This is a genomic window from Streptomyces ruber (assembly GCF_014648075.1).
GTDB classification, from domain to species: Bacteria; Actinomycetota; Actinomycetes; order Streptomycetales; family Streptomycetaceae; genus Streptomyces; species Streptomyces ruber.
Genome location: NZ_BMQK01000001.1, coordinates 834,360 through 854,786, shown reverse-complemented (window position 1 = coordinate 854,786; position 20,427 = coordinate 834,360). Strand labels below are relative to the sequence as shown.

Below are 20,427 nucleotides of genomic sequence, written 5' to 3'. Positions count from 1 at the left end.
ACTCAGAACCGGACCGGCTGCCGCTGCAGGGCCGTGCGCACCAGGTCCGCCACGCCGCCTTCCCCCGGGGGCGCCGAGAGACAGGACAGCGCGAGCCGGAAGACGAGTTCGCAGGTGCGGGAGAGTTCCGCCGTGTCCGGCTTGTGCGCGCCGGGACCGCCGGGACCACCGGGACCGGGAACAGAGAGCAGGGTGACCGCGCGGTCGCGCACCAGGGCGACGAAGTCGGCGGGCGAGGGCAGCGGCCCGTCGGCGCGGCGCTGCGCGGGAACGGCGGAGGACGAGGGCACCGCGGAGAGTGTGGGCGCGGGCAGGCGCTCGCCCCAGCAGCCGGTGAGCATGGCCCGGACGAGCGCGTTGTCCCTGGCCGCCGACGCGGTCCACTCCGCGGCGGCGGCCAGCCGCTCACGGGCGTCGGTGTGGGTGGCGAGCGCCCGGTCGACCCCGGCCAGATAGGCGTCGGCCTCCCTGCGCACCAGGGCCCGGGCCAGCCCCTCCTTGCTGCCGAACTCGTTGTAGAGCGTCTGCCGGGACACCCCCGCCACGGCGGCGACATCGACCATGCGCACCGCGGACCAGGGACGACGCGCGAGCGCCGCGTAGGCGGCGTCCAGCAGGGATTCCCGCGCTGCAGGCATGATCGCCTCCCAGGGGCGAGCGGCGGCTCTGGAGCTCAGATTTGACGTGCGCCGGGGCACTGTCAAGGGTGTACGGCGACGTCCGGGGGCGTGTGTCGGCCAACGTGGGCGGAAGCCACGCAGGGCGGCCGGGCACGGCGCACGGAGTCGGCCGCGGCCGGTGCGGGCGAGCCCCGGGCGCGGGCCGCGCACCGCGCGCCCCGGAGAGCCCGCCGACGGTGGCGGGTGCCACGCCCCAGCCCCGGATGCCGCGTCCACGCCGCCATGGTGACGCCCGCGGCGGCGCCCGGGCAACGTTCCGGCCGCCCCGCGGAGGGGCCGTGTGGCCGTGCGCCGGAATCGCCGGATACGGTTCGCACATGCCCGACTATCTCGATGACCTGCGGTTCGCCCATGTCCTCGCGGACGCCGCCGACGCGGCGACCATGCACCGGTTCAAGGCGCTCGACCTGAAGGTCGAGACCAAGCCGGACATGACCCCGGTGAGCGAGGCGGACAAGGCGGCCGAGGACGTGATCCGCACGCACCTCAAGCGCTCCCGGCCGCGTGACGCGGTCCTCGGCGAGGAGTACGGCCTCCAGGGCACCGGGCCGCGCCGCTGGGTCGTCGACCCGATCGACGGTACGAAGAACTACGTCCGCGGCGTGCCGGTGTGGGCGACCCTCATCTCGTTGATGGAGGCGGGCGAGGGGGGATACCAGCCGGTTGTCGGCGTCGTCTCCGCTCCCGCTCTCGGCCGCCGCTGGTGGGCCGCGAAGGGGCACGGCGCGTACAGCGGCCGCAGCCTGGCCTCCGCCTCCCGGCTGCACGTCTCACGCGTCGCCGACCTCTCCGACGCCTCCTTCGCGTACTCGTCGCTGAGCGGCTGGGAGGAGCAGGGCCGGCTCGACGCCTTCCTGGACCTGACCCGCAAGGTGTGGCGGACGCGCGCGTACGGCGACTTCTGGCCGTACATGATGGTCGCCGAGGGTGCGGTCGACCTCTGCGCCGAACCGGAGCTGTCGCTGTGGGACATGGCGGCCAACGCGATCGTCGTGACCGAGGCGGGCGGCACCTTCACCGGACTCGACGGCCGTCCCGGCCCGCACAGCGGCAACGCGGCGGCGTCGAACGGACTGCTCCACGAGGACCTGCTGGACCACCTCGCCGGACGCCGCTGAGCGCCGGACGCCACCGGGACGGAACCGTACGTCCAGGCACCCCTGGGAAACAGGGGTGCCAAGTGACGCGCGGGCGCCCCGAACTGACTCGCGCGCCCCCTTGTTGGTCCGAAGTCCGGCTGCAACTCTGAGAGTTCCCCCACTTGTGAACTTGTGAATCCCTGAACTGGCGCCGTCGGCGCCAGGGTTCCTAGGAGGTGGCTGCACTCCATGCTCGTCCGTGACGCCATGAGCACGGTGGTCCTCACCATCGGCCCCGACCACACCCTTCGCCAGGCCGCCGCCCTGATGTCCGCCCGCAAGGTCGGCGCGGCCGTCGTCCTCGACCCCGACGCCGGCGGGCTAGGCATACTGACCGAGCGCGACGTCCTCAGCTCCGTGGGCCTCGGGCAGAGCCCGGACGCCGAGCGGGTCCATGCGCACACCACCACCGACGTCGTGTTCGCCACGCCGTCCTGGACCCTGGAGGAGGCCGCGGGCGCCATGGCCCACGGCGGCTTCCGGCATCTCGTCGTCCTGGACGGGGTCGACCCCGTCGGCATCGTCTCGGTCCGCGACATCATCCGCTGCTGGGCCCCGGCCCCGCAGCTCCCGGCCCGGCAGCACGCCCCCGCGTGACCGTGCGGGCGTGCCCGGACAAGCGAGCGGGCCGGAACCCCAAGGGGGTTCCGGCCCGTCACCTACGGCAAGCGGTCCAGCCTGGGTCAGCCGCGCAGGGCCTGGACCGCGACCTCCAGGCGCTTGCCGAAGTCCGCGTCCGCCTGACGGAAGTTGTTGATCGCGCGCTCGGCGATGTCGTCGCGCGTGACCCCCGAGATGGCGTTCGCCAGGTTCTTGACCAGGCGCTCCTTCTCGTCCTCCGTCATCAGGCGGTAGAGGTTGCCCGCCTGCACGAAGTCGTTGTCCTCCGCGTGGACCGGCGTCGGGTGGTTGCCCGTGGCGCCCGTGAAGTCGGTGAACGGCTGCCACAGCGGGCGGTTCGTCTGGAACGGGCCGCCGAAGCTGTTCGGCTCGTAGTTCTTCGCGCCCCCGTGACGGCCGTCGTACAGGAAACCGTCACGGCCGTGGGAACGCGCCTCGGTGGCCTTGGGACGGTTCACCGGCAGCTGGTCGGCGTTGATGCCGACGCGGTAGCGGTGGGCGTCGCCGTAGCCGAAGAGACGGCCCTGCAGCATCTTGTCCGGGGACGGACCGATACCCGGCACGAAGTGGGCGGGGCTGAAGATCGACTGCTCGACCTCGGCGAAGATGTTCTCCGGGTTGCGGTTGAGCTCCAGCTTGCCGTACTCGATCAGCGGGTAGTCCGCGTGCGGCCAGACCTTGGTCAGGTCGAACGGGTTGAAGCGGTAGGTCGCCGCGTCCGCCGCCGGCATGATCTGGACGTACGCCGTCCAGGTCGGGAACTCGCCGCGCTCGATGGCCTCGCGCAGGTCGCGCTGGTGGGAGTCGGGGTCCTTGCCCGCCAGGATCTCGGCCTCCTCGGCCGTCAGGTTCTTGATGCCCTGGTCGGTCTTGAAGTGGTACTTGACCCAGAAGACCTCGCCGTCCTCGTTGTTCCACTGGAAGGTGTGGGAACCGAAGCCGTCCATGTGGCGGTACGAGGCGGGGATGCCGCGGTCACCGAAGAGCCAGGTCACCTGGTGGGTGCTCTCCGGGCTGAGGCCCCAGAAGTCGAAGACGTTGTCCGCCTCCTGCGAGCCCGTGTACGGGTCGCGCTTCTGGGTGTGGATGAAGTCGGGGAACTTGATGGCGTCCCGGATGAAGAAGACCGGGGTGTTGTTGCCGACGAGGTCGTAGTTGCCCTCCTCGGTGTAGAACTTCATCGCCCAGCCGCGGGGGTCACGGACGGCGTCCGCCGCGCCGAGGTTGCCGGCCACGGTCGAGAACCGCAGGAAGACCTCGGTCTCCTTGCCGATCTCGGAGAGGAACTTGGCGCGCGTGTACTTGGTGACGTCGGCGGTGACGGTGAAGGTGCCGTACGCACCGGCGCCACGGGCGTGGACGACACGCTCCGGGATGCGCTCGCGGTTGAAGTGCGCGAGCTTCTCCAGCAGGAGCTGGTCCTGGACGAGCACGGGGCCGCCGACGCCCGCGGTCTCGCTGTTCTGGTTGTCGGCGACCGGAGCACCGGCCTCCGTCGTGAGCGGTCCCTGCGACACGTACGCCTCCTGCGTCATTCCTGCTGTTCCTGTCCCTTGGCCAATGCCGAGCTCGATCCTACAATGGACAATGTCTAAGTCAAGTGAAGCTCCAAAACCACACCCGTTCGGGATTCCTTTCCCTCTGCTGTTAGGCTGGCTGCTATGAGTGACCTACTGGAACGGCTGCGCGGACGCGGATGGCGCATGACCGCGCAGCGGCGTGTCGTGGCCGAGGTCCTCGACGGCGAACACGTGCATCTGACGGCCGACGAAGTGCACGCCCGCGCGGTCGACAGGCTGCCGGAGATCTCCCGGGCCACCGTGTACAACACCCTGGGCGAGCTGGTCTCCCTCGGCGAGGTGGTCGAGGTCGCCACGGACAAGCGCGCCAAGCGGTACGACCCGAACGCGCACCGTCCGCACCACCACCTGATCTGCGCCCGGTGCGGCGCGATCCGCGACGTCCACCCGACCGGTGACCCGCTGGCGGACCTGCCCGCCGCGGAGCGGTTCGGCTTCACCGTCTCGGACGTCGAGGTGACGTACCGGGGCGTGTGCCCCGACTGCGCGAAGGCGTAAGCATCACGAGAGGGCCCCCGGCGCCGATGGCGCCGGGGGCCCTCTCGTGATGCCCGTACCGATGACGGATGCACCGAGCACACACGGAGGGGGAAACACCGAGGGCCGGAACCCTGTCGGATTCCGGCCCTCGGCCTTTGTAGCGGGGACAGGATTTGAACCTGCGACCTCTGGGTTATGAGCCCAGCGAGCTACCGAGCTGCTCCACCCCGCGTCGGTGAAATGAACACTACGTCAAGGCGTCGGACGGATGCAAATCGCTTCCCGTACGGGCCGCCGTCACGCCGACAGCTCCTGCCGCAGCGCGTCCCGCAGCCGCCGGGCGCGCTCGGCGACCTCCGCCGGTCCGAGGGTCACGGCGCGGTCGGCCCAGCGCTGCCCCTCGGCCAGTTCGCCACGACGCGCGTAGACCAGGGCGAGCCGGAGAGCCGCCCGTCCGTGCCCGGCGTCGGCGGCCCGGGTCCACCACAGCGCGGCCTCCGGCTCGCTGCCCTCCCGCGCCAGCAGCAGCCCGAGGTTGAAGGCGCCGTTGCGGGATCCGGCCTCGGCGGCCCGCCGGTACCAGCGGGCCGCCTCCGCGACGTCCCCGCGGGCCGCCGCGAGCATGCCGACCCGCACCTGGGCCCGCCGGTGTCCCTGGGACGCGGCGCGCTCGTACCACTCCTCGCACTCGGTCTTCTCCCGCGCGGGTTCGCCCAGCTCGTGCGCGGCCTCCGGCGGACGGCGGGCGTCCAGCACGGCGGCGAGCCGGTACGCGGCCTCGGCGCTGCCGCCCCCGGCCGCCTGCCGCAGATGCCGCTCGGCCGCCTGCTCGTCGCCCTCCTTCAGCCGCGCGATGGCGACCTGGAGCGCCGCCTCGGAGTGCCCGGCCGCCGCCGCCCGCTCGTACCAGACCAGCGCGTTCCTGGCGCCCTCCGAGGTCTCCCGGCCCGCGTGCAGGATGCCGAGGTTGAAGGCGGCGTCCACGCTGCCCGCCTCGGCCGCCTTGGAGAACCACGGCTCGGCCCCGGACGCGTCCCCGACCTGCAGCAGCAGGATCGCGAGCGCGTTCGAAGCCTCACGGTGCCCGGCGTACGCGGCGCGCCGGTACCACTGCTCGGCCTGCGCGGTGCGCCCCTGCTCGGCGCAGAGCAGCCCGAGGTTGTACGCGCCGTTGACGTCACCGGCGTCCAGCGCGGCCCGGTACCAGCGCTCGGCGGTCTGCGTCTCGCCGCGCTCGGCGTGCAGCGCGCCCAGCGCGTTCGCCGCGTTGCCGTCACCGTCCTGCGCGGCCCGCAGCCACCACACGGCCGCGCTCTCGTCGTCCCCGGCGTCGCGCAGCAGGAACCCGAGCGCGCAGGCGGCCCGCGCCTCGCCGTCCTTGGCGGACGTCAGGTACCAGCGTCCGGCCTCCCTGAGGTCCCCGCGCCGTTCCAGGATGGCCCCGAGGTGCAGCGCGGCCCGCCGGTGCCCGCGCGCGGCGGCCTGCCGGTACCACTGCTCCGCCTCCTCGGCGGCGGACAGCCCGGCGCCTCCGTCGGCGGCCTTCTCCGCGGCCGGTGTCCCGGGCTCGGCGCACGCCTCCCGGTGCTCCTCGTCCGCGACCCGGCGGTCGAGGGCGCGCGCCAGCCGGTACGCGGCCTCCCGGTGCCCGCGCTCGGCGGCGGCCCGCATCCAGTGCTCGGCGTCGGGGTCGGCGCGGTGTTCCAGCAGGTCGGCGAGGGCGTACGCGCCGAGCACATGCCCCTGTTCGGCGGCCTGGCGCAACCAGTACTCGGCGGCCGGCTCGTCCCCGCGCTCACGGTGGTGCCGGCCCAGCGCGTGCGCGGCGGCGGCCGAACCGGCGACGGCGGCGATCCGCCACCAGCCGGCGGCCTCGTCGGGGTAGCCGCGCTGGTGCAGCAGGACACCCAGGTTGTTGGCGGCGGCGCGGTCGCCCGCGGCGGTGGCGGCGCGCAGATGGGGCTCGGCCCCGTCCAGATCGCCGCGGCGCAGCAGCATGGCCCCGAGGACGCTCATGGCCTCCACGTCGCCGGCCTCGGCGGCCATCCGGCGGCGCGCCTCCTCGACGGCTTCGCCGGCCTCGTCCCTGTCCATAGGCTGCGAAATGTCAGCAGGCCGCGCAAACCGTCCCGTCTTCCACAGAGTTGCCTTGTCCCCCATAACGTCCATCGTCGCACCACCCGCAACCTGGGTACACCCGGTATACCGCAGCGATTGAGGTCACTACAGCGTTTTGTCGACATGCCCACAGAGAGACAAGTCAAACACAGGGCCGCTCTCCGGCCCCGTAGGTCGCGGCACCGCGTCGAGCCGTCCAGGTCAGCCCGTGCGGCCCGGCGCGTCGCCACACACGCCGAAGGCCCGGATCCCTAGAAAGGAATCCGGGCCTTCGACTTCAGTAGCGGGGACAGGATTTGAACCTGCGACCTCTGGGTTATGAGCCCAGCGAGCTACCGAGCTGCTCCACCCCGCGCCGTTGTTCTGCAACCGTATCACGGCGCGGGGTGGAGCCTGTCGTCGTCGGTGCGCTCACGCGCGGGCCCGGCTCAGCTTTCCGCCGAACTCCCTCCGGAATCCTGCTCGTTGTCCGGCCCACCGCCTCCAGAGCCGGACCCGGAATCGGACCCGCCGGCCCTGGACTGCGCCTCCTCGGCCCGCTGGAGCGCCTCCTCCAGACTCTTCTGCGCCCGGCCGTACGCCTCCCAGTCGCCGTCCTTGAGAGCCTGCTGGCCGTCCTCGAACGCCTTCTGGGCGTCGTCCAGGGCCGCCTGGACCGTCGGGTCGCTCGACGCCGGCGGCTCCGTGCCGTCGTCCCGGCCCTCGTCCCGGCCCTCGTCCTGGCCGTCGCCCGGGGGTTCGGTGCCGGAGCCCTCCGTACCGAACACCGTGTTCAGCGCCTGTTCGAGGGTGTCCTCGAAGGCGGTCTTGCCGCCGTACGACACCGCGACCTTCTTCAGCAGCGGATACTCGGCGTTGCTGCCCTGCACATAGATCGGTTCCACGTACAGGAATCCGCTGCCCATGGGCACCGCGAGCAGATTGCCGAAGATCATGTTCGACTTCGACGTCTCCGCGTTCCGCGTGAACTCCTGCACCGCGGGGATCGAGCTCAGCTTGCTCTGCCACTGCACCGGTCCGTCGACCTCGGACTCGCCGGTGACCCTGAGCAGCCGCATCGTGCCGTACTGGTCGCTGGTCGCATCGGCGTCCACCGCCATGTACGCGGCCAGGTTGGGCCGTCCGCTCGGGGTGAAGGTCGTCGTCAGCGAGAACCTCTGCCGGTCGTCACCGGGCATCTTCAGCGAGAGGTAGTACGGCGGTACGGCGACGCGGTCCCGGCTCGTCGGGTCGTTGGGCACCTGCCACACGTCGCTCGCGTTGTAGAACTGGTCGGCGTTGGTGACGTGGTAGACGCCCAGCTGCTCGCGCTGCACCTTGAAGAGGTCCTGCGGGTACCGCAGATGCTCCTTCAGTTCGGCCGGGATGTCGGCCTTCGCCTTCACCGTGTCCGGGAACGCCTTCTTCCACGTCTTGAGGACGGGGTCGTTCTCGTCCCAGGTGTACAGGGTGACCGTGCCGTCGTACGCGTCGACGGTCGCCTTCACCGAGTTGCGGATGTAGTTGACCTGGTTCTGCTGGGCGACCACCGCGCGCTGGCTGTCGTCGTCCGTGAGCGCGTCCGCGGTGGTGGTGCCGAGCGTCGTGCGCGAGGCGTACGGATAGCCGTTGGTGGTGGTGTACGCGTCGACGATCCACAGGACCCGCTTGCCGATGACGGCCGGATAGGCGTCCCCGTCGATGGTCAGCCAGGGCGCGACCGCCTCGACGCGGTCCTTGGGCGTACGGTTGTAGAGGATCTTGGAGCCGTCGCCGATGGCACCGGAGTACAGCATCTGCGGCTCGCTGAAGACGGTCGCGTACGCGGCCCGGTTCAGCGGGTTCGACAGATCGATACCCCCCTTGCCCTGGTACTGGTACGTCTTCTGGCCGCCGCCCTCCTCGTAGTCGAGCTCCTTCTGGGGCCCGCCCACGATCGAGTACTGGGTGGTCTTCTCGCCGAAGTAGATCCGCTGCTGGTAGCCCTCGTTCAGGGCGCCGGTGGTGGGCAGGCCCTGCTCGGTGAAGGCCGGGGAACCGTCGGAACCCTCCTGGATCTCGGTGCCCTTCGCCGCGATGGCGCCGTACCCGTGCGTGTAGATGAAGTGCTGGTTGATCCAGTTCTTCTTGTCGACACGGTCGAGGTTCAGTTCACGCAGACCGATGATCGTGTCCTGGCCGTCGTACCGGTCGACGTCCAGCGTGGTCGGGAACTGGTAGTACTTCCGCTCCTGCTCGAGCTGCTGGAACGTCGGCGAGACCACGTTCGGGTCGTTCAGCCGGTAGCTCGCGATCGTCTCCGCCTGGTCGCGCTGCTGCTCGGCGCTGCCGCTGTCGCCCGTGCCCGAGACGTTGTCGAGCTTGACGCCGTCGATGCCGTACGCCTTGCGCGTCGCCTCGATGTTCTTCTCGATGTACGGCGTCTCCTTGGCCTGCTCGTTCGGCTTGACCTGGAACTGCTGCACGATCGCCGGGTAGAGCCCGCCGATCAGCACCGCCGAGAGCACCAGGAGGCCGAAGCCGATCAGCGGCAGCTGCCAGGTGCGCCGCCACAGGGTGGCGAAGAAGAGCAGGGCGCAGATGACCGCGATGCAGAACAGGATGGTCTTCGCCGGCAGGTACGCGTTCGCGTCGACGTACCTCAGGCCGGTCCAGTTGCCGGTCGCCTTGAAGTCACTGGACTTCACCGCGAGGCCGTACCGGTCGAGCCAGTACGCGACCGCCTTCAGGGCCACGAAGAGGCCGAGCAGTACCGACAGGTGCCCGGTGGCCGCGCCCGTGGCGCGCGCGCCCGGGGAGGTGACCCTGAGGCCGCCGTACAGGTAGTGCGTGAGCGCGGCGGCGATCAGCGACAGGATCGTGGCGGCGAAGCCGAAGCCGAGCAGGAACCGGTACCAGGGCAGGTCGAAGGCGTAGAAGGAGACGTCCAGTCCGAACTGGGGGTCCTTCTGGCCGAACGGCACGCCGTTCACCCACTGCAGCCACGTGCGCCACTGGCTCGACGCGGAGGCTCCCGCGATCAGGCCCACCAGCGCGGTGACGCCGAGCAGCAGCCACTTCTTGTAGGGCGCGATGCCCATGCGGTACCGGTCGAGGCTCTGCTGCTCCATCGACATGGCGCTCAGCGGCGGGCGCAGCCGGTGGGCCAGCCAGACGTTGAGCCCGACGGCCAACGCCATGAGCAGGCCGAAGACGAAGAAAAGCCCGACCTTGGTCAGCAGGGTGGTCGTGAAGACCGAGGAGAAATCGACCGACCGGTACCAGAGCCAGTCCGTCCAGAACCCGGAGAACATGACGAACGCCATGCCCAGGACGGCAAGGACGCCCAGTGTCATGAGGAGGGTCCGGACCCGCCGGGACGGTCGGCCCACTCTCATCCGTGGCCCCGTCGGGCCTCCGCCGCGGTCCGGCATCTGGAAAGCCAAGGTGCGCACCTCGAAGTTCGCTGTTGATACGTCAGGCCCTCGTGATCGCGGACCATCTTCTTCGTCCCTGTGATCGTGGCGAGCACAGGGACCTCATCTATGCAACTTACCTACGCTTTACTCGGTTCCCGGTTCGGGGGACGAACGAGGCAGGATTGTGACCATGTCCAACACTCCCATGGCAGCGAACCCCCTCACCCGGGCCGTGCTCGAGATCGACGAGTACACCTCCGGCCTCGGCTGGGACGGGCCCGCTCGCCTCTTCGCCCTTGTCGACACCGCGCGTCTGCGGGCCCAGGAACCCGCCCTCGCAACCCAGCTCGGTCTGGAGGGCGAGTCGGAAACCGCCGGTCTCACCCCCGTCGAGCAGGAGGAGATCCCCGCCGGCCGGCCGCTGGACGAGTTCCTCGGCACCATCGCGTGGCCCGGCGCGGTGGCCGGCTGCGCCCTCACGGTGGAGCGGCTGATGCTGCCGCCGTCCGCCGAGGCCGCGGTGCCCGAGGGGCTGGACGAGGCCGGTCTGGCCGAGTGGGTCGCCGGGCACCCGGACCGCCAGGAGGTCCGTATGACGGTCGCGGTCCTGCGGGACGGCACGCGCGAGTCCGCGCTCCGGCTGCGCGAGAAGGACTCGCCGACGGAGGTGCTGACCGGCAAGGACCTGGTGCCGGGCCTGGCGGAGGCGCTGGCGGCGACGTTCGAGGACTGACCACGGGCCGGCCGCCGTGAGGCCGCGGTACGCGCGCGGGGCGCCCTCCGGGCCGGAGGGCGCCCCGCGCGCGTACGGTCGCCGGTCAGCTCCCGGTGGTGCACTCGGGCAGGTCGTCGGTCTTGCCGGAGCGGATGTCCTCGAGGGCGCCGAGTGCGTCGTCCAGGCTGCCGACCTTGACGAGGGTGAGCCCGTCCGGGACGTCCCTGGCGGCCGACGCGCAGTTGTCCTCGGGGGTCAGGAAGTACTGGGCCCCCTTGTCGCGCGCGCCGACGGTCTTCATCTCGATGCCGCCGATGGGACCGACCGTGCCGTCGTCGTCGATGGTCCCGGTGCCCGCGACGAACCTGCCGCCGGTGAGGTCCTCCTCCGTCAGCTTGTCGACGATGCCGAGGGCGAACATCAGGCCCGCGCTGGGCCCGCCGACGTCGGCGAGCTTGATGTCGATGGTGAACGGGAACGTGTGGTCGGTCCCGGCCGCGATGCCGACGACGGCCCGGTCCGCGCCCTCGTCGTCGGAGGCCGCCGTGGTGATCGTGACGTCCTTCGTCCTGCTCGCCGTGCGGTTCTCCTTCTCGGCGGCGGCCTGTTCGTCGGCGGGCACGATCGTGAACCGGACCTCCTCGCCCACCTTGTGCCTGGTGACCAGTTCGGCGACGTCGCCGGGCGCCTTCACCGCCGTACCGTCGACGGACTTGATCACGTCGCCCGCGTGCAGCCTGCCCTGGGCCGGGGAGTCCTTGAGCACCGACTGGACGATCACCCACGACTGCACCGGGATGTCCAGCGACTTCAGGGCCGCGACCTTGGCGCTCTCCTGGGACTGGCTGAACTCCTCGGCGTTCTCCTGGGTCGACTGCTCCTCGGTCTTGCCGTCGGGGTAGAGCGTGTCGTGGGGCACGACCTTGTTGTCGTGGGCCAGCCACCCGTACACCGCCTCGACGAGGTTCATCCGGTAGTCGGCGCTGGTGACCCGGACCGTCGTCATGTTCAGGTGCCCGGTCGTCGGGTACGTCTCGTGCCCGGAGATCTGCAGCACCGGCTCGCCGTCGTGCTCGCCCAAGGTGTTCACCGTCGGCCCCGGAGACATCTCCGCATACGGCACGGGGATGAACACTCCCGCGCACAGGAGCGCGATCAGCATCAGGGTGGAGGCGAGCATCGTCGCCGTACGGCGTGGCATGGAACGACAGTACGGGACCGGCCTGTCAGTGCACTGTCCGGGCCGTCCGTCCGGGGCCGACCGCCGTCAGCCGCCGGACCGGGACTTCTCCATGGCCTCGCGGAAACGCATGTAGCCCTCGAGCTCGGTGCCGTCCTCGATGCTCTTGCGGTTCCGGCTGACCCAACTGCCCCACAGTCCGGCTCCGATCGCCGCCAGAAGCGGAATCGACAGCCAGGCGAGCGCTCCCATGCCGACCTCCCAACCCCGTGTGAGCGTCCGAGGCTCACTGATCAGCAGATTAAACCTCCGCACCGTCAACGCTGGCGCCCGGGGTGGGGTTACGCAACCGGAGGGGAACTTCCGCCCGGCCGGCACCGGTCTCAGCAGGCCCCCACCCACTCCTCGCCGCCGTCGGAGAACGTCTGGTGCTTCCAGATGGGCACCTCGCGCTTCAGGTCGTCGATGAGCCTGCGGCAGGCCTCGAAGGCCTCGGCGCGGTGCGGGCAGGACACCGCCACGACGACGGCGAGGTCCCCGACGGTCAGGTCCCCCACCCGGTGCACGGCGGCCAGGGCCCGTACCGGGAACTCGGCGACGATCTTCTCGGCGATCCGCCGGATCTCCGCCTCCGCGGTCGGGTGGCTGGAGTACGCGAGTGCCTCCACGTCGGCGCCCCCGTCGTGGTTGCGCACGGTGCCGACGAACAGTGCGGTGCCGCCGGCCGCGTCGTCGCCCACGGCCCGGAACACCTCGTCCACCGAGAGCGGGGTCTCCCGGATGCCGATGAGCTTGATCGGCTCGTGCGCCGTGCGCTCTCCGGGGTGGTCGTTGCGGTGCTCGTCACTGGGTGCCATGCCACCCATCGTGCCCCACCGCGCGGACTGCCCCGCACGGACGTCCCGTGGGCACGCGCGCGGGGAGCCCGCCCCGCGGGTGCGGTCATGCGGTCAGATGCGCCGCCGCGCCTTCCGCGCGCGCCGTACCAGCGCGGCCGTGCCGAGCAGCGCGACCGTGGCGCCCGCGGCGCCCGCCGCCGTCGCGTCCTTGCGCCCCAGCCGCCGCCCGGCCACCGTGTGCCGCCCGGAGACCTCCTCCAGCAGCTCGGCGAGGACCTCCTCGTTGGTCCACTGCGGCCGCCACCCGGCGTCGTGGAGGCGGCTGCCGCTGACCACCCAGGGGTACATCGTGTACGCCAGGTCTCCGGCCGGGGACGGGGTGAGCCCGATGCGGTGCAGGCGCGCGGCGGCGCCCAGCGCCACCGCGGACGGCAGTTCCATGCGGCGGACCCCGCTGAGCTCCTCGACCTCCTCCTGCTCCAGCCATCCGTCGCACCCGACGGCCAGCTCACCGTCCACCTTCTCCAGGACGGCGTACTCCAGGGCGCCGCACAGGTCCTCGACGTGGCAGAACTGCCAGGCGGGCCGCGAGCCGGCCACCACCAGCAGCCGGGGCGACTCGAAATACCTGGTCAGCGCCGTGTCGGTGCCTCCGACGAGCACCGCGGGGCGGACGACGGTGACGTTGAGGCCCGGGTGGGCGCGCGGCGCGCGCCGGGCCAGCCGCTCGATCTCCAGCAGATCGCCGACGCCGGTCGCCTCGGCGGTCGCCCGCAGCTCGGCGTCCTCCGACAGCGGCAGCTCGTTGTCGGGCAGGGCCCCGTACACCATCGTGGACGTGCACAGCACGACCCGGTGGACGCCGGCGGCGGCCGCGGCGGTGAGCACGGTCTGCGTGCCCCGGACGTTGTAGGCGGTCCGGGCCGCCGTGTCGGTCTCCAGATCGAGGTCGACGGCCAGGTGGACCACCACGTCCGCGCCGCGCAGCTTGTCGGCGATCGCCGGGTCCCGTACGTCGAGGATGTGCCACTGCGCGGCCGCGCAGTCACCGCGCCGCTCGTCGATGGCGACGACCTGCTTGATCTCGTCGGACGCGGTGAGCCGCTCGGTGAGCAGGGCGCCCACCCCGCTCGCGGCGCCGGTGACCGCGACGACGGGCCCGCGCGAGGCCGGACTGGTGGAAGGGTTTCGCGCTGCGCGAACCTGCGGATCTGGGGAACTCACCGGGCGTCTCCAGCGGTTGTCTTCAGTACGTGCACGTGTGACGCGTACGTACCAGGTGGCATCCATCCTGCCGCAGCCCTCCGGTCGGCGAAGCACCGAGGCCCTAACCGGCCGTGGTGTCTACCCTGGGTGGTGTCGTAGGGCAGCCGTGCCGTCGGGAAGAACCGGCGGCCTAACCAGCCGAGGAATCCCGTGAGTGACACCCCATTCGGATTCGGCCTTCCGCCGGAGGAGCCGGAGAACGGCGACGAGGGCAAGAAGAAGGACCAGCAGGGCGGTGGTGGTCAGGGACCGGCCAACCCGTTCGGCTTCGGGCTGCCCGGCGCGGGAGGCCCCGGCGCCGACAATCCGCTCGCCGCGATGTTCGGTTCCATGAACCCGGGCGACCTGGGCGCCGCGTTCCAGCAGCTCGGCCAGATGCTCTCGTACGAGGGCGGCCCGGTGAACTGGGACATGGCCAAGCAGATCGCCCGCCAGACGGTCGCCCAGGGCACCTCCGACGGCACCAAGGACGCGAGCGTGGGCCCGGCCGAGCGGTCCGCGGTCCAGGAGGCCGTCCGCCTGGCCGACCTGTGGCTGGACGACGCGACGTCGCTGCCGTCCGGGGCGGGCTCCGCCGTGGCGTGGAGCCGCGCGGAGTGGGTCGAGGCGACGCTGCCGGTGTGGCAGGAGCTCGTCGACCCGGTCGCCGAGCGTGTCGGCGCGGCCATGGGCGAGGTGCTGCCCGAGGAGATGCAGGCCATGGCGGGCCCGCTGATCGGCATGATGCGCTCGATGGGCGGCGCCATGTTCGGCTCGCAGATCGGGCAGGCCGTGGGCGTACTCGCGGGCGAGGTCGTGGGCTCCACCGACATCGGCCTGCCGCTCGGCCCGGCCGGCCGGGCGGCACTGCTGCCGGTGAACGTGGAGGCGTTCGGCAAGGACCTGGGCGTGCCCAAGGACGAGGTGCGGCTCTACCTGGCGCTGCGCGAGGCCGCCCACCAGCGTCTGTTCGCCCACGTGCCGTGGCTGCGCTCGCACCTGTTCGGCGCGGTCGAGGGCTACGCGCGCGGAATCAAGGTCGACACGGCGAAGCTGGAGGACGTGGTCGGCCAGTTCGATCCGCAGAACCCGGACGAGCTGCAGCAGGCACTGCAGCAGGGAATGTTCCAGCCGGAGGACACCCCGGAGCAGAAGACCGCCCTGGCCCGGCTGGAGACGGCGCTGGCGCTGGTGGAGGGCTGGGTGGACGCGGTGGTCCACTCGGCCGCGAAGCCGCGCCTCACGTCCGCGGACGCGCTCCGCGAGACGCTGCGCCGCCGCCGCGCCTCCGGCGGTCCGGCCGAGCAGACGTTCGCCACGCTGATCGGGCTGGAGCTGCGCCCCCGACGGCTGCGGGACGCCTCGCGCCTGTGGGCGTCCCTCACGGACGCGCGCGGGGTCGACGGCCGGGACGCCCTGTGGTCCCACCCGGACATGCTGCCCACCGCCTCCGACCTGGACGACCCGGACGGCTTCGTCCACCGCGAGCAGCTCGACTTCTCCGAGCTGGACAGGATGCTCGGCGAGGCGGCCGGCGGCGACGCCCCCGGCAGGCCCGACCTGACGAAGGACGGCGACGGCGAGGACGGCAAGGGCGACGGCAAGAGCGACGGCGCCGAGTGAGCCTCCACGACGACGCGGTCCTCGTGCTGAAGGGGTACGAGCGGCAGGAGGACCTGCGTCAGACGTACCTGGACCACCTGCAGACGCATCCGGACGGCACGTGGAAGTCGTGCCACGCCGGGCACCTCACGGCGAGCGCCCTGGTGATCGATCCGGGGCACGGCCGGGTGCTGCTCACGCTCCACCGCAAGCTGCGCATGTGGCTGCAGATGGGCGGCCACTGCGAGCCGGGGGACGCGACCGTCGCGGACGCGGCGCTGCGCGAGGCCACGGAGGAGTCGGGCATAGCGGGGCTGGCGCTGCTCCCCGGCGGTCCGGTGCGGCTCGACCGGCACCCGATCCCGCCGCCCTGCCACTGGCACCTCGACGTGCAGTACGCCGCCGTGGCGCCGCCGGGCGCGCTCCAGCAGATCAGCGACGAGTCGCTCGACCTGCGCTGGTTCGCGTTCGACGAGGTGGCGACCGTGGCCGACGAGTCGGTCGTACGGCTGCTGGAGGCGACGCGCGAGAGGCTCTGACGCCTCCTCCTCGCACCTGACGTGCGCGAGGGCGGCAGGCGTGCGCGAGGGGGCAGACGTGTAAGGGCGGCAGACGTGTGTAAGGGGCGACCGCAATGGTGGTCGCCCCTTACACGTCACCGGTGCGGTCAGCTCCAGACGTTGCCCTGGTTCTGTCCGCGCGCCCCCTGCTGGCCCATGCCGTACTGGCCGGCTAGGCCGGAGATCGCCGCGTTCTGCGGCGGCAGCAGCTCGCTCGGCTGGACGAGTACGTAGCCCTGGCCCATGAAGCTGAGCTCCCAGCCCTCACCGGTGTTGCCACGGCGCCGCCACACCCCGGAGGAATGCGTCTGGGCCTGCATCTGGACGCGCAGCCCGGTGGACCAGGCCACGATCGCGTCGGCGTCGCAGTTGACGTAGGTGTCCGGCGTCACGTGCATCATCAGCGGCATGCCCGAGGTCGTCAGGGCGACCTTGCCCCGGCCCGTGATGTTGAGCTGGTACTTCCCCGAGCCGGAGATGCCGTACAGGCTGTCGACGGCGATGACCTCGTGGTGCAGCGAGGAGTCCATGGCCAGTACGTAGCCGCTGGCCACGGTGAGGCCGTCGTGGTCCACGTCCACCACGTGCACGTGCTGCGCCAGGTTGGCGAAGTAGACGGTGCCCTGCCCGTGGCAGCGCATCAGGTCCAGGCCCTCGCCCGTGCGGGCGCGCTCACGCCGCCGGCCGCTGCTCTGCACCTCGGCGTCGAACTCGACCATCCCCTGGTAGGCGACCATCGTCCCCTTGCGCGCGAGGACGTCGTCGTGGCCGGTCAGGGCCACACGCAGCATCTGCTCGTTCTGCAGGCTCCAGCGTTCCCGGGTCTGCTGCTCGTTGTGGCCGAAAATCGGGCTCTGCATGGTGTGTCGCTCCCTCTCAGCCCCGGACTCGGAGACGGTCGGTGCTGTCCTCGCTGGGCTGGACGACGACGATGCCCCGCCCCGAGAACGCCATCTGGTACGCCTCGCCGCTGCCGCGGCCGATCAGCGACTGCGCTGTGAAGCTGCGCTTGCCCTTCACCTTCAGGTCCGGGGACCAGGCCACGAGGGCGTCGGGGTCGACGTACGTCTCGTCCTCGCCGCTTCCGCAGTCGACGACGATCGGCTTGCCCCGGGAGGTCAGCGCCACCCAGCCCTGGCCGGAGATCCTGGTGTTCCACATGCCCTGTCCGGCGAACTTGGCGAGCCCCTTGACGCGCTCGACGCCCCAGGTCAGGTGCGCGTCGAAGGCGAGCAGGTTGGTGGCATTGACGGAGATCGCGTCCTCGTCGAGGTTGATCACGACGACGTCCGCGCCGTAGTCGGCGAGGTAGAGCAGGCCGTCGCCGGAGCACTTCATCAGGGGCGCGCCCTCCCCGGTGGCCCAGTCCCGGGCGATCTGGCGCACGGCGGGCGGGTTGGGCTCGTACTGGATGAAGCCTTCGTAGGCGACCATGGAGCCCACGCGCGCGAAGAGGTCGTTACCGGTCTGCAGGGCGACCTTGAGCATGTGGTCGCCGTGGTTCTCCATGCGGGCGGTGACCGGAGCGGGGGCGAAGCCCGCGAGCGGCTGGTTCATGATGGGCTCCCCTGGACCTCGTACGGCTGGACGACGATGAAGTTGCCGGGCGCTCCCCGGAACTGGAGGTTCACGCTCTCGCCGGTGTCTCCCGGGTAGGCGTTGCGGCGCATCCGCACCTGGCTGGAGACGATCACCTGGGAGGCCGCGGACCAGGCGACCACGGCGTTGCAGTCGGCGAACGTCGTGGGCGTGACGGGCAGCACGACGGGCGTGCCGTGCGTCTTCACCACGATCGTGCCGGTCCCCTGGAACTGCATCGTGAACAGCGCGCCCCCGGGGATGCCGTGTCCGTCGATCCTGCGCACCTCGTACTGCAGGCTCTCGTCGAAGGCCAGCACGTTCTCCGCGGAGACGCAGATCGCGTCGCCCTGGAGTTCGATGGGATGCAGCATGGCGGCCTCGTCGGCGAGGAAGACCTGGCCCCGGCCCGTACAGCGCATGAGCTGCATCTCCTGGCCGGTCGCGTTGCCCACGAGGCGGCCGGCGAAGCCCGCGCCCTTGTAGCCGAAGTCGACCTTGCCCTGGTACAGCACCATGCTGCCCTGGCGGGCCAGCACGGGCTGGTCACCGGCGACGCCGAGGTCGACACGGATCAGCTTCGCGTTCTGCTGGGTCCACCGCTGGCCGGTGGGCGTCTCCCTGAACGCGCGCAGCGCGGCGGTCACTCCGGCGCCGCCCTGCGGGGCGCCTTGCGGCACGCCGTACGGGGACGGGGCACCGGCTCCAAGCACGCCGGGCACGCCAGGCACGCCGGGAGGACCGGCCTGGCCCGGGACCTGGCCGTACGGCGGCTGCTGACCGTGGCCGGGGGGTGCGGCCGGGGGCTGCTGACCATGGCCGGGGGGCGTCGTGGGTGGCTGCGGGTCGTGGAACGGCGGCGGCGTCGGGGCCTGCGGTGCCTGGGCAGCCTGTGGTGCCTGCGGGGCGTACGGCTGGTAACCGGGCGGCAGGGGCGCGCTCGGGGCCGGCGGCTGGTGGCCGTGACCGGGCGGCGGGGTGGGCGGCTGCCCGTACGGCGCGGGTGCGGGCGGCGGGACGGTGCCCGGAGAGGTGTGCAGGGGTGCTGCGACGGTGGGCCGGGGGTGCGCCGGGGCCGGCGGCGGGGGCGCTTCCGAGGACGGTGCGGGATCCCGCGCCGGCTCGGGTGCGGGCGCCGGGGCGGACGGCATGGCCGGGGCGGCCTGGGCGGCCGGGGGTGCGAACGGGGGCGGGGCGGCGGCCTCGGCGGGCGGCGCGAACCCCGGTACGGCACCGGTCTCCGGCTGCGGCGGCGCGGCGGGCTCCTCCTCGGCGACCTCACCGCCGAAGTTCCGCAGCAGCGCGTCGAGACCCCCGTCGAAGCCCTGTCCCACGGCGGCGAACCGCCACACGTCCTTCAGGTAGAAGTCACCGAGCATCACGGCCCGCTCGGTGGAGAACTCCGTTCCCTCGAAGGAGTAGCGGGCCACCTCCTGGCCGCCCGCGACGACACGGATGTAGCCGGGGGCGATCTGCGACATCTGCCCGGCCCCGTCGATCGAGGCCGTGAACGACAGTTTGTGGATCTTCGGGGGGATCCTGTCGAGCGTCACGCGGAAGGACTCCGTGTCGCCCGCCTGCGGGCCCAGCAGCTGAACGGCCTCTTCCGGGGTCTTCGGCTGGTTGAAGAAGACGAAGTAGCGGTCGTCCGAGAGCTGTTCGTCGGCGTCCAGCCCGAAGCAGCTGATGTCGAAGGTCACTTCGGGAGCGGAGATCCGCACCCCCACGTAGAGATCCGTCCCCGCGGTGAAGTCACTGATCCTGGCCTTGTGGCCGCGTTGGAATTCCCTGGCCATGCGTTACGACCGTCCCCCGTCCCTGGTGCGAGTGCGTCGCGTCAGGCTAACGGCAGAATCCGGCCAGGGACGAGACCGGTACGGACCCGGTACAAAACCTCGTGACCGGGCCCGTTCCGCTGGAGGGGCACGCGCGCGTGCCGGCCGGTTCGCGCCGGCCCGCGCTCAGTGCGGTCACTCCCCGCGCGCGGCCGGCAGATACGGCAGCCGGTCGGCCGCGACCACCCCTTCGAGGTAGCCGCGGGCCCGCTCGGTCCGCGGGTAGGCCTCCAGCAGCCGCCAGAAACGGGGACCGTGGCCGGGCACGAGCAGGTGGGCGAGCTCGTGCAGGAGGACGTAGTCGACGACGTACTCGGGCATGCCCTGCAGCCGGTGGGAGAGGCGGATACTGCCCTCGGACGGCGTGCACGACCCCCAGCGCGTGTTCTGGTTGGTGACCCAGCGCACGGACTCGGGCCGGGCCCGGCCGTCGAAATACTGCACCGACAGCCGCTCGGCACGCTCGGCCAGCTCCGTGTCACCGAGCTTTCGCCTGCTCTCCTGCGCGGCGAGCTTGTCGAGCATGACGGTGACCCAGCGCTGCTCCTCCGCCTCGGACATCCGGGCGGGGATCAGCACGACGGTACGATCGCCCTCGCGGTACGCGGAGACCGTTCTGCGCCGTCGGTCACTCCGGCGGACCTCGATCGCGCTCGCCCCCGAGCCGCGCGACGGCTCGCTCGTCGTGCTGCGCTCTGGCTTCTTGGCACGGTGCAGTGGGTCGGCGGGCACGCCCCGACGTTACCCGCTGCCCGCGGGGGAAGTCCCGCCTCCGGGGCGGTTCGGCTCCGATCCGCACACCCCGCGCTCGATTTGTACGACTAATGCGGACGCCTGTGGACAACTCCCGACGCTCCGCGTCGAAAGCCGGGCATGCT

18 protein-coding genes and 2 tRNA genes are annotated in these 20,427 nt (G+C 71.6%); 6 read left to right on the top strand and 14 right to left on the bottom strand.

All coding sequences use genetic code 11. The features are described 5' to 3' along the window. Positions 1–2 precede the first annotated feature (2 nt). Entirely contained in the window at positions 3–638 is a 636-nt protein-coding gene (locus tag IEZ04_RS03955; RefSeq protein ID WP_189215155.1) for a TetR/AcrR family transcriptional regulator, read from the bottom strand. Positions 639–997: 359 nt separating this feature from the next. Between IEZ04_RS03955 and hisN the strand changes: the two genes are divergently transcribed. Beyond that, a complete protein-coding gene (gene hisN / locus IEZ04_RS03950) occupies positions 998–1,798 on the top strand; it encodes a histidinol-phosphatase (protein WP_189215154.1) in 801 nt (266 codons plus the stop codon). 210 nt (positions 1,799–2,008) lie between these two features. After that, positions 2,009–2,416, top strand: a complete 408-nt coding sequence (locus IEZ04_RS03945) for a CBS domain-containing protein (RefSeq protein WP_189215153.1) — start codon at positions 2,009–2,011, stop codon at positions 2,414–2,416. 86 nt (positions 2,417–2,502) lie between these two features. Here the strand turns inward: IEZ04_RS03945 and IEZ04_RS03940 are convergent, their stop codons facing one another. After that, positions 2,503–3,957 carry a catalase gene (locus IEZ04_RS03940; protein ID WP_189215405.1) on the bottom strand — a complete coding sequence of 485 codons (1,455 nt, stop codon included), beginning with the start codon at positions 3,955–3,957 and terminating at the stop codon, positions 2,503–2,505. A gap of 144 nt (positions 3,958–4,101) precedes the next feature. Here IEZ04_RS03940 and IEZ04_RS03935 point away from each other — a divergent pair, with 144 nt between their 5' ends. Further along, on the top strand, positions 4,102–4,518 hold the full coding sequence (locus tag IEZ04_RS03935; RefSeq protein ID WP_189215152.1) for a Fur family transcriptional regulator: 417 nt from the start codon (positions 4,102–4,104) through the stop codon (positions 4,516–4,518). Positions 4,519–4,658: 140 nt separating this feature from the next. On the opposite strand, the gene IEZ04_RS03930 is transcribed toward IEZ04_RS03935, so the two are convergent. The 4 genes from IEZ04_RS03930 to IEZ04_RS03915 all read right to left on the bottom strand — a co-directional run bounded on the left by IEZ04_RS03930 (position 4,659) and on the right by IEZ04_RS03915 (position 10,010). Beyond that, positions 4,659–4,732, bottom strand: a tRNA-Met gene (locus IEZ04_RS03930). Between the two features lie 65 nt (positions 4,733–4,797). Continuing rightward, a complete protein-coding gene (locus tag IEZ04_RS03925) occupies positions 4,798–6,669 on the bottom strand; it encodes a tetratricopeptide repeat protein (protein WP_189215151.1) in 1,872 nt (623 codons plus the stop codon). Between the two features lie 230 nt (positions 6,670–6,899). After that, positions 6,900–6,973 (bottom strand) — tRNA-Met (locus tag IEZ04_RS03920). A gap of 73 nt (positions 6,974–7,046) precedes the next feature. Beyond that, positions 7,047–10,010, bottom strand: a complete 2,964-nt coding sequence (locus IEZ04_RS03915; RefSeq protein ID WP_189215404.1) for a UPF0182 family membrane protein — start codon at positions 10,008–10,010, stop codon at positions 7,047–7,049. A gap of 175 nt (positions 10,011–10,185) precedes the next feature. Here IEZ04_RS03915 and IEZ04_RS03910 point away from each other — a divergent pair, with 175 nt between their 5' ends. Then, a complete protein-coding gene (locus IEZ04_RS03910; protein WP_189215150.1) occupies positions 10,186–10,728 on the top strand; it encodes a PPA1309 family protein in 543 nt (180 codons plus the stop codon). An 85-nt stretch (positions 10,729–10,813) separates the two neighbouring features. On the opposite strand, the gene IEZ04_RS03905 is transcribed toward IEZ04_RS03910, so the two are convergent. The 4 genes from IEZ04_RS03905 to IEZ04_RS03890 form a co-directional block, all read right to left on the bottom strand. Beyond that, complete coding sequence (locus tag IEZ04_RS03905) at positions 10,814–11,911, bottom strand: YlbL family protein (protein ID WP_189215149.1); 1,098 nt, start codon at positions 11,909–11,911, stop codon at positions 10,814–10,816. Positions 11,912–11,977: 66 nt separating this feature from the next. Next, complete coding sequence (locus tag IEZ04_RS03900) at positions 11,978–12,142, bottom strand: hypothetical protein (RefSeq protein ID WP_189215148.1); 165 nt, start codon at positions 12,140–12,142, stop codon at positions 11,978–11,980. Positions 12,143–12,273: 131 nt separating this feature from the next. Beyond that, the gene (locus IEZ04_RS03895; RefSeq protein WP_373296245.1) at positions 12,274–12,756 is read right to left on the bottom strand and encodes a molybdenum cofactor biosynthesis protein MoaE; all 483 of its coding nucleotides are present in this window, start codon (positions 12,754–12,756) and stop codon (positions 12,274–12,276) included. 84 nt (positions 12,757–12,840) lie between these two features. Further along, the gene (locus IEZ04_RS03890; protein WP_189215146.1) at positions 12,841–13,953 is read right to left on the bottom strand and encodes an SDR family oxidoreductase; all 1,113 of its coding nucleotides are present in this window, start codon (positions 13,951–13,953) and stop codon (positions 12,841–12,843) included. Positions 13,954–14,145: 192 nt separating this feature from the next. Between IEZ04_RS03890 and IEZ04_RS03885 the strand changes: the two genes are divergently transcribed. After that, positions 14,146–15,597 carry a zinc-dependent metalloprotease gene (locus IEZ04_RS03885; protein WP_189215145.1) on the top strand — a complete coding sequence of 484 codons (1,452 nt, stop codon included), beginning with the start codon at positions 14,146–14,148 and terminating at the stop codon, positions 15,595–15,597. After that, on the top strand, positions 15,594–16,115 hold the full coding sequence (locus IEZ04_RS03880; RefSeq protein ID WP_189215144.1) for an NUDIX hydrolase: 522 nt from the start codon (positions 15,594–15,596) through the stop codon (positions 16,113–16,115). Before IEZ04_RS03885 ends, IEZ04_RS03880 begins: the two co-directional genes overlap by 4 nt. A gap of 128 nt (positions 16,116–16,243) precedes the next feature. On the opposite strand, the gene IEZ04_RS03875 is transcribed toward IEZ04_RS03880, so the two are convergent. The 4 genes from IEZ04_RS03875 to IEZ04_RS03860 form a co-directional block, all read right to left on the bottom strand. Next, positions 16,244–16,996, bottom strand: a complete 753-nt coding sequence (locus IEZ04_RS03875) for an AIM24 family protein (RefSeq protein ID WP_189215143.1) — start codon at positions 16,994–16,996, stop codon at positions 16,244–16,246. A 16-nt stretch (positions 16,997–17,012) separates the two neighbouring features. Next, positions 17,013–17,693 (bottom strand): AIM24 family protein, encoded by a 681-nt coding sequence (locus tag IEZ04_RS03870; RefSeq protein WP_189215142.1) that lies wholly within the window; start codon positions 17,691–17,693, stop codon positions 17,013–17,015. Then, positions 17,690–19,510 carry a TerD family protein gene (locus IEZ04_RS03865; protein WP_189215141.1) on the bottom strand — a complete coding sequence of 607 codons (1,821 nt, stop codon included), beginning with the start codon at positions 19,508–19,510 and terminating at the stop codon, positions 17,690–17,692. Before IEZ04_RS03865 ends, IEZ04_RS03870 begins: the two co-directional genes overlap by 4 nt. 174 nt (positions 19,511–19,684) lie before the next feature. Beyond that, positions 19,685–20,281 (bottom strand): M48 metallopeptidase family protein, encoded by a 597-nt coding sequence (locus IEZ04_RS03860; protein WP_189215140.1) that lies wholly within the window; start codon positions 20,279–20,281, stop codon positions 19,685–19,687. Positions 20,282–20,427 lie beyond the last annotated feature (146 nt).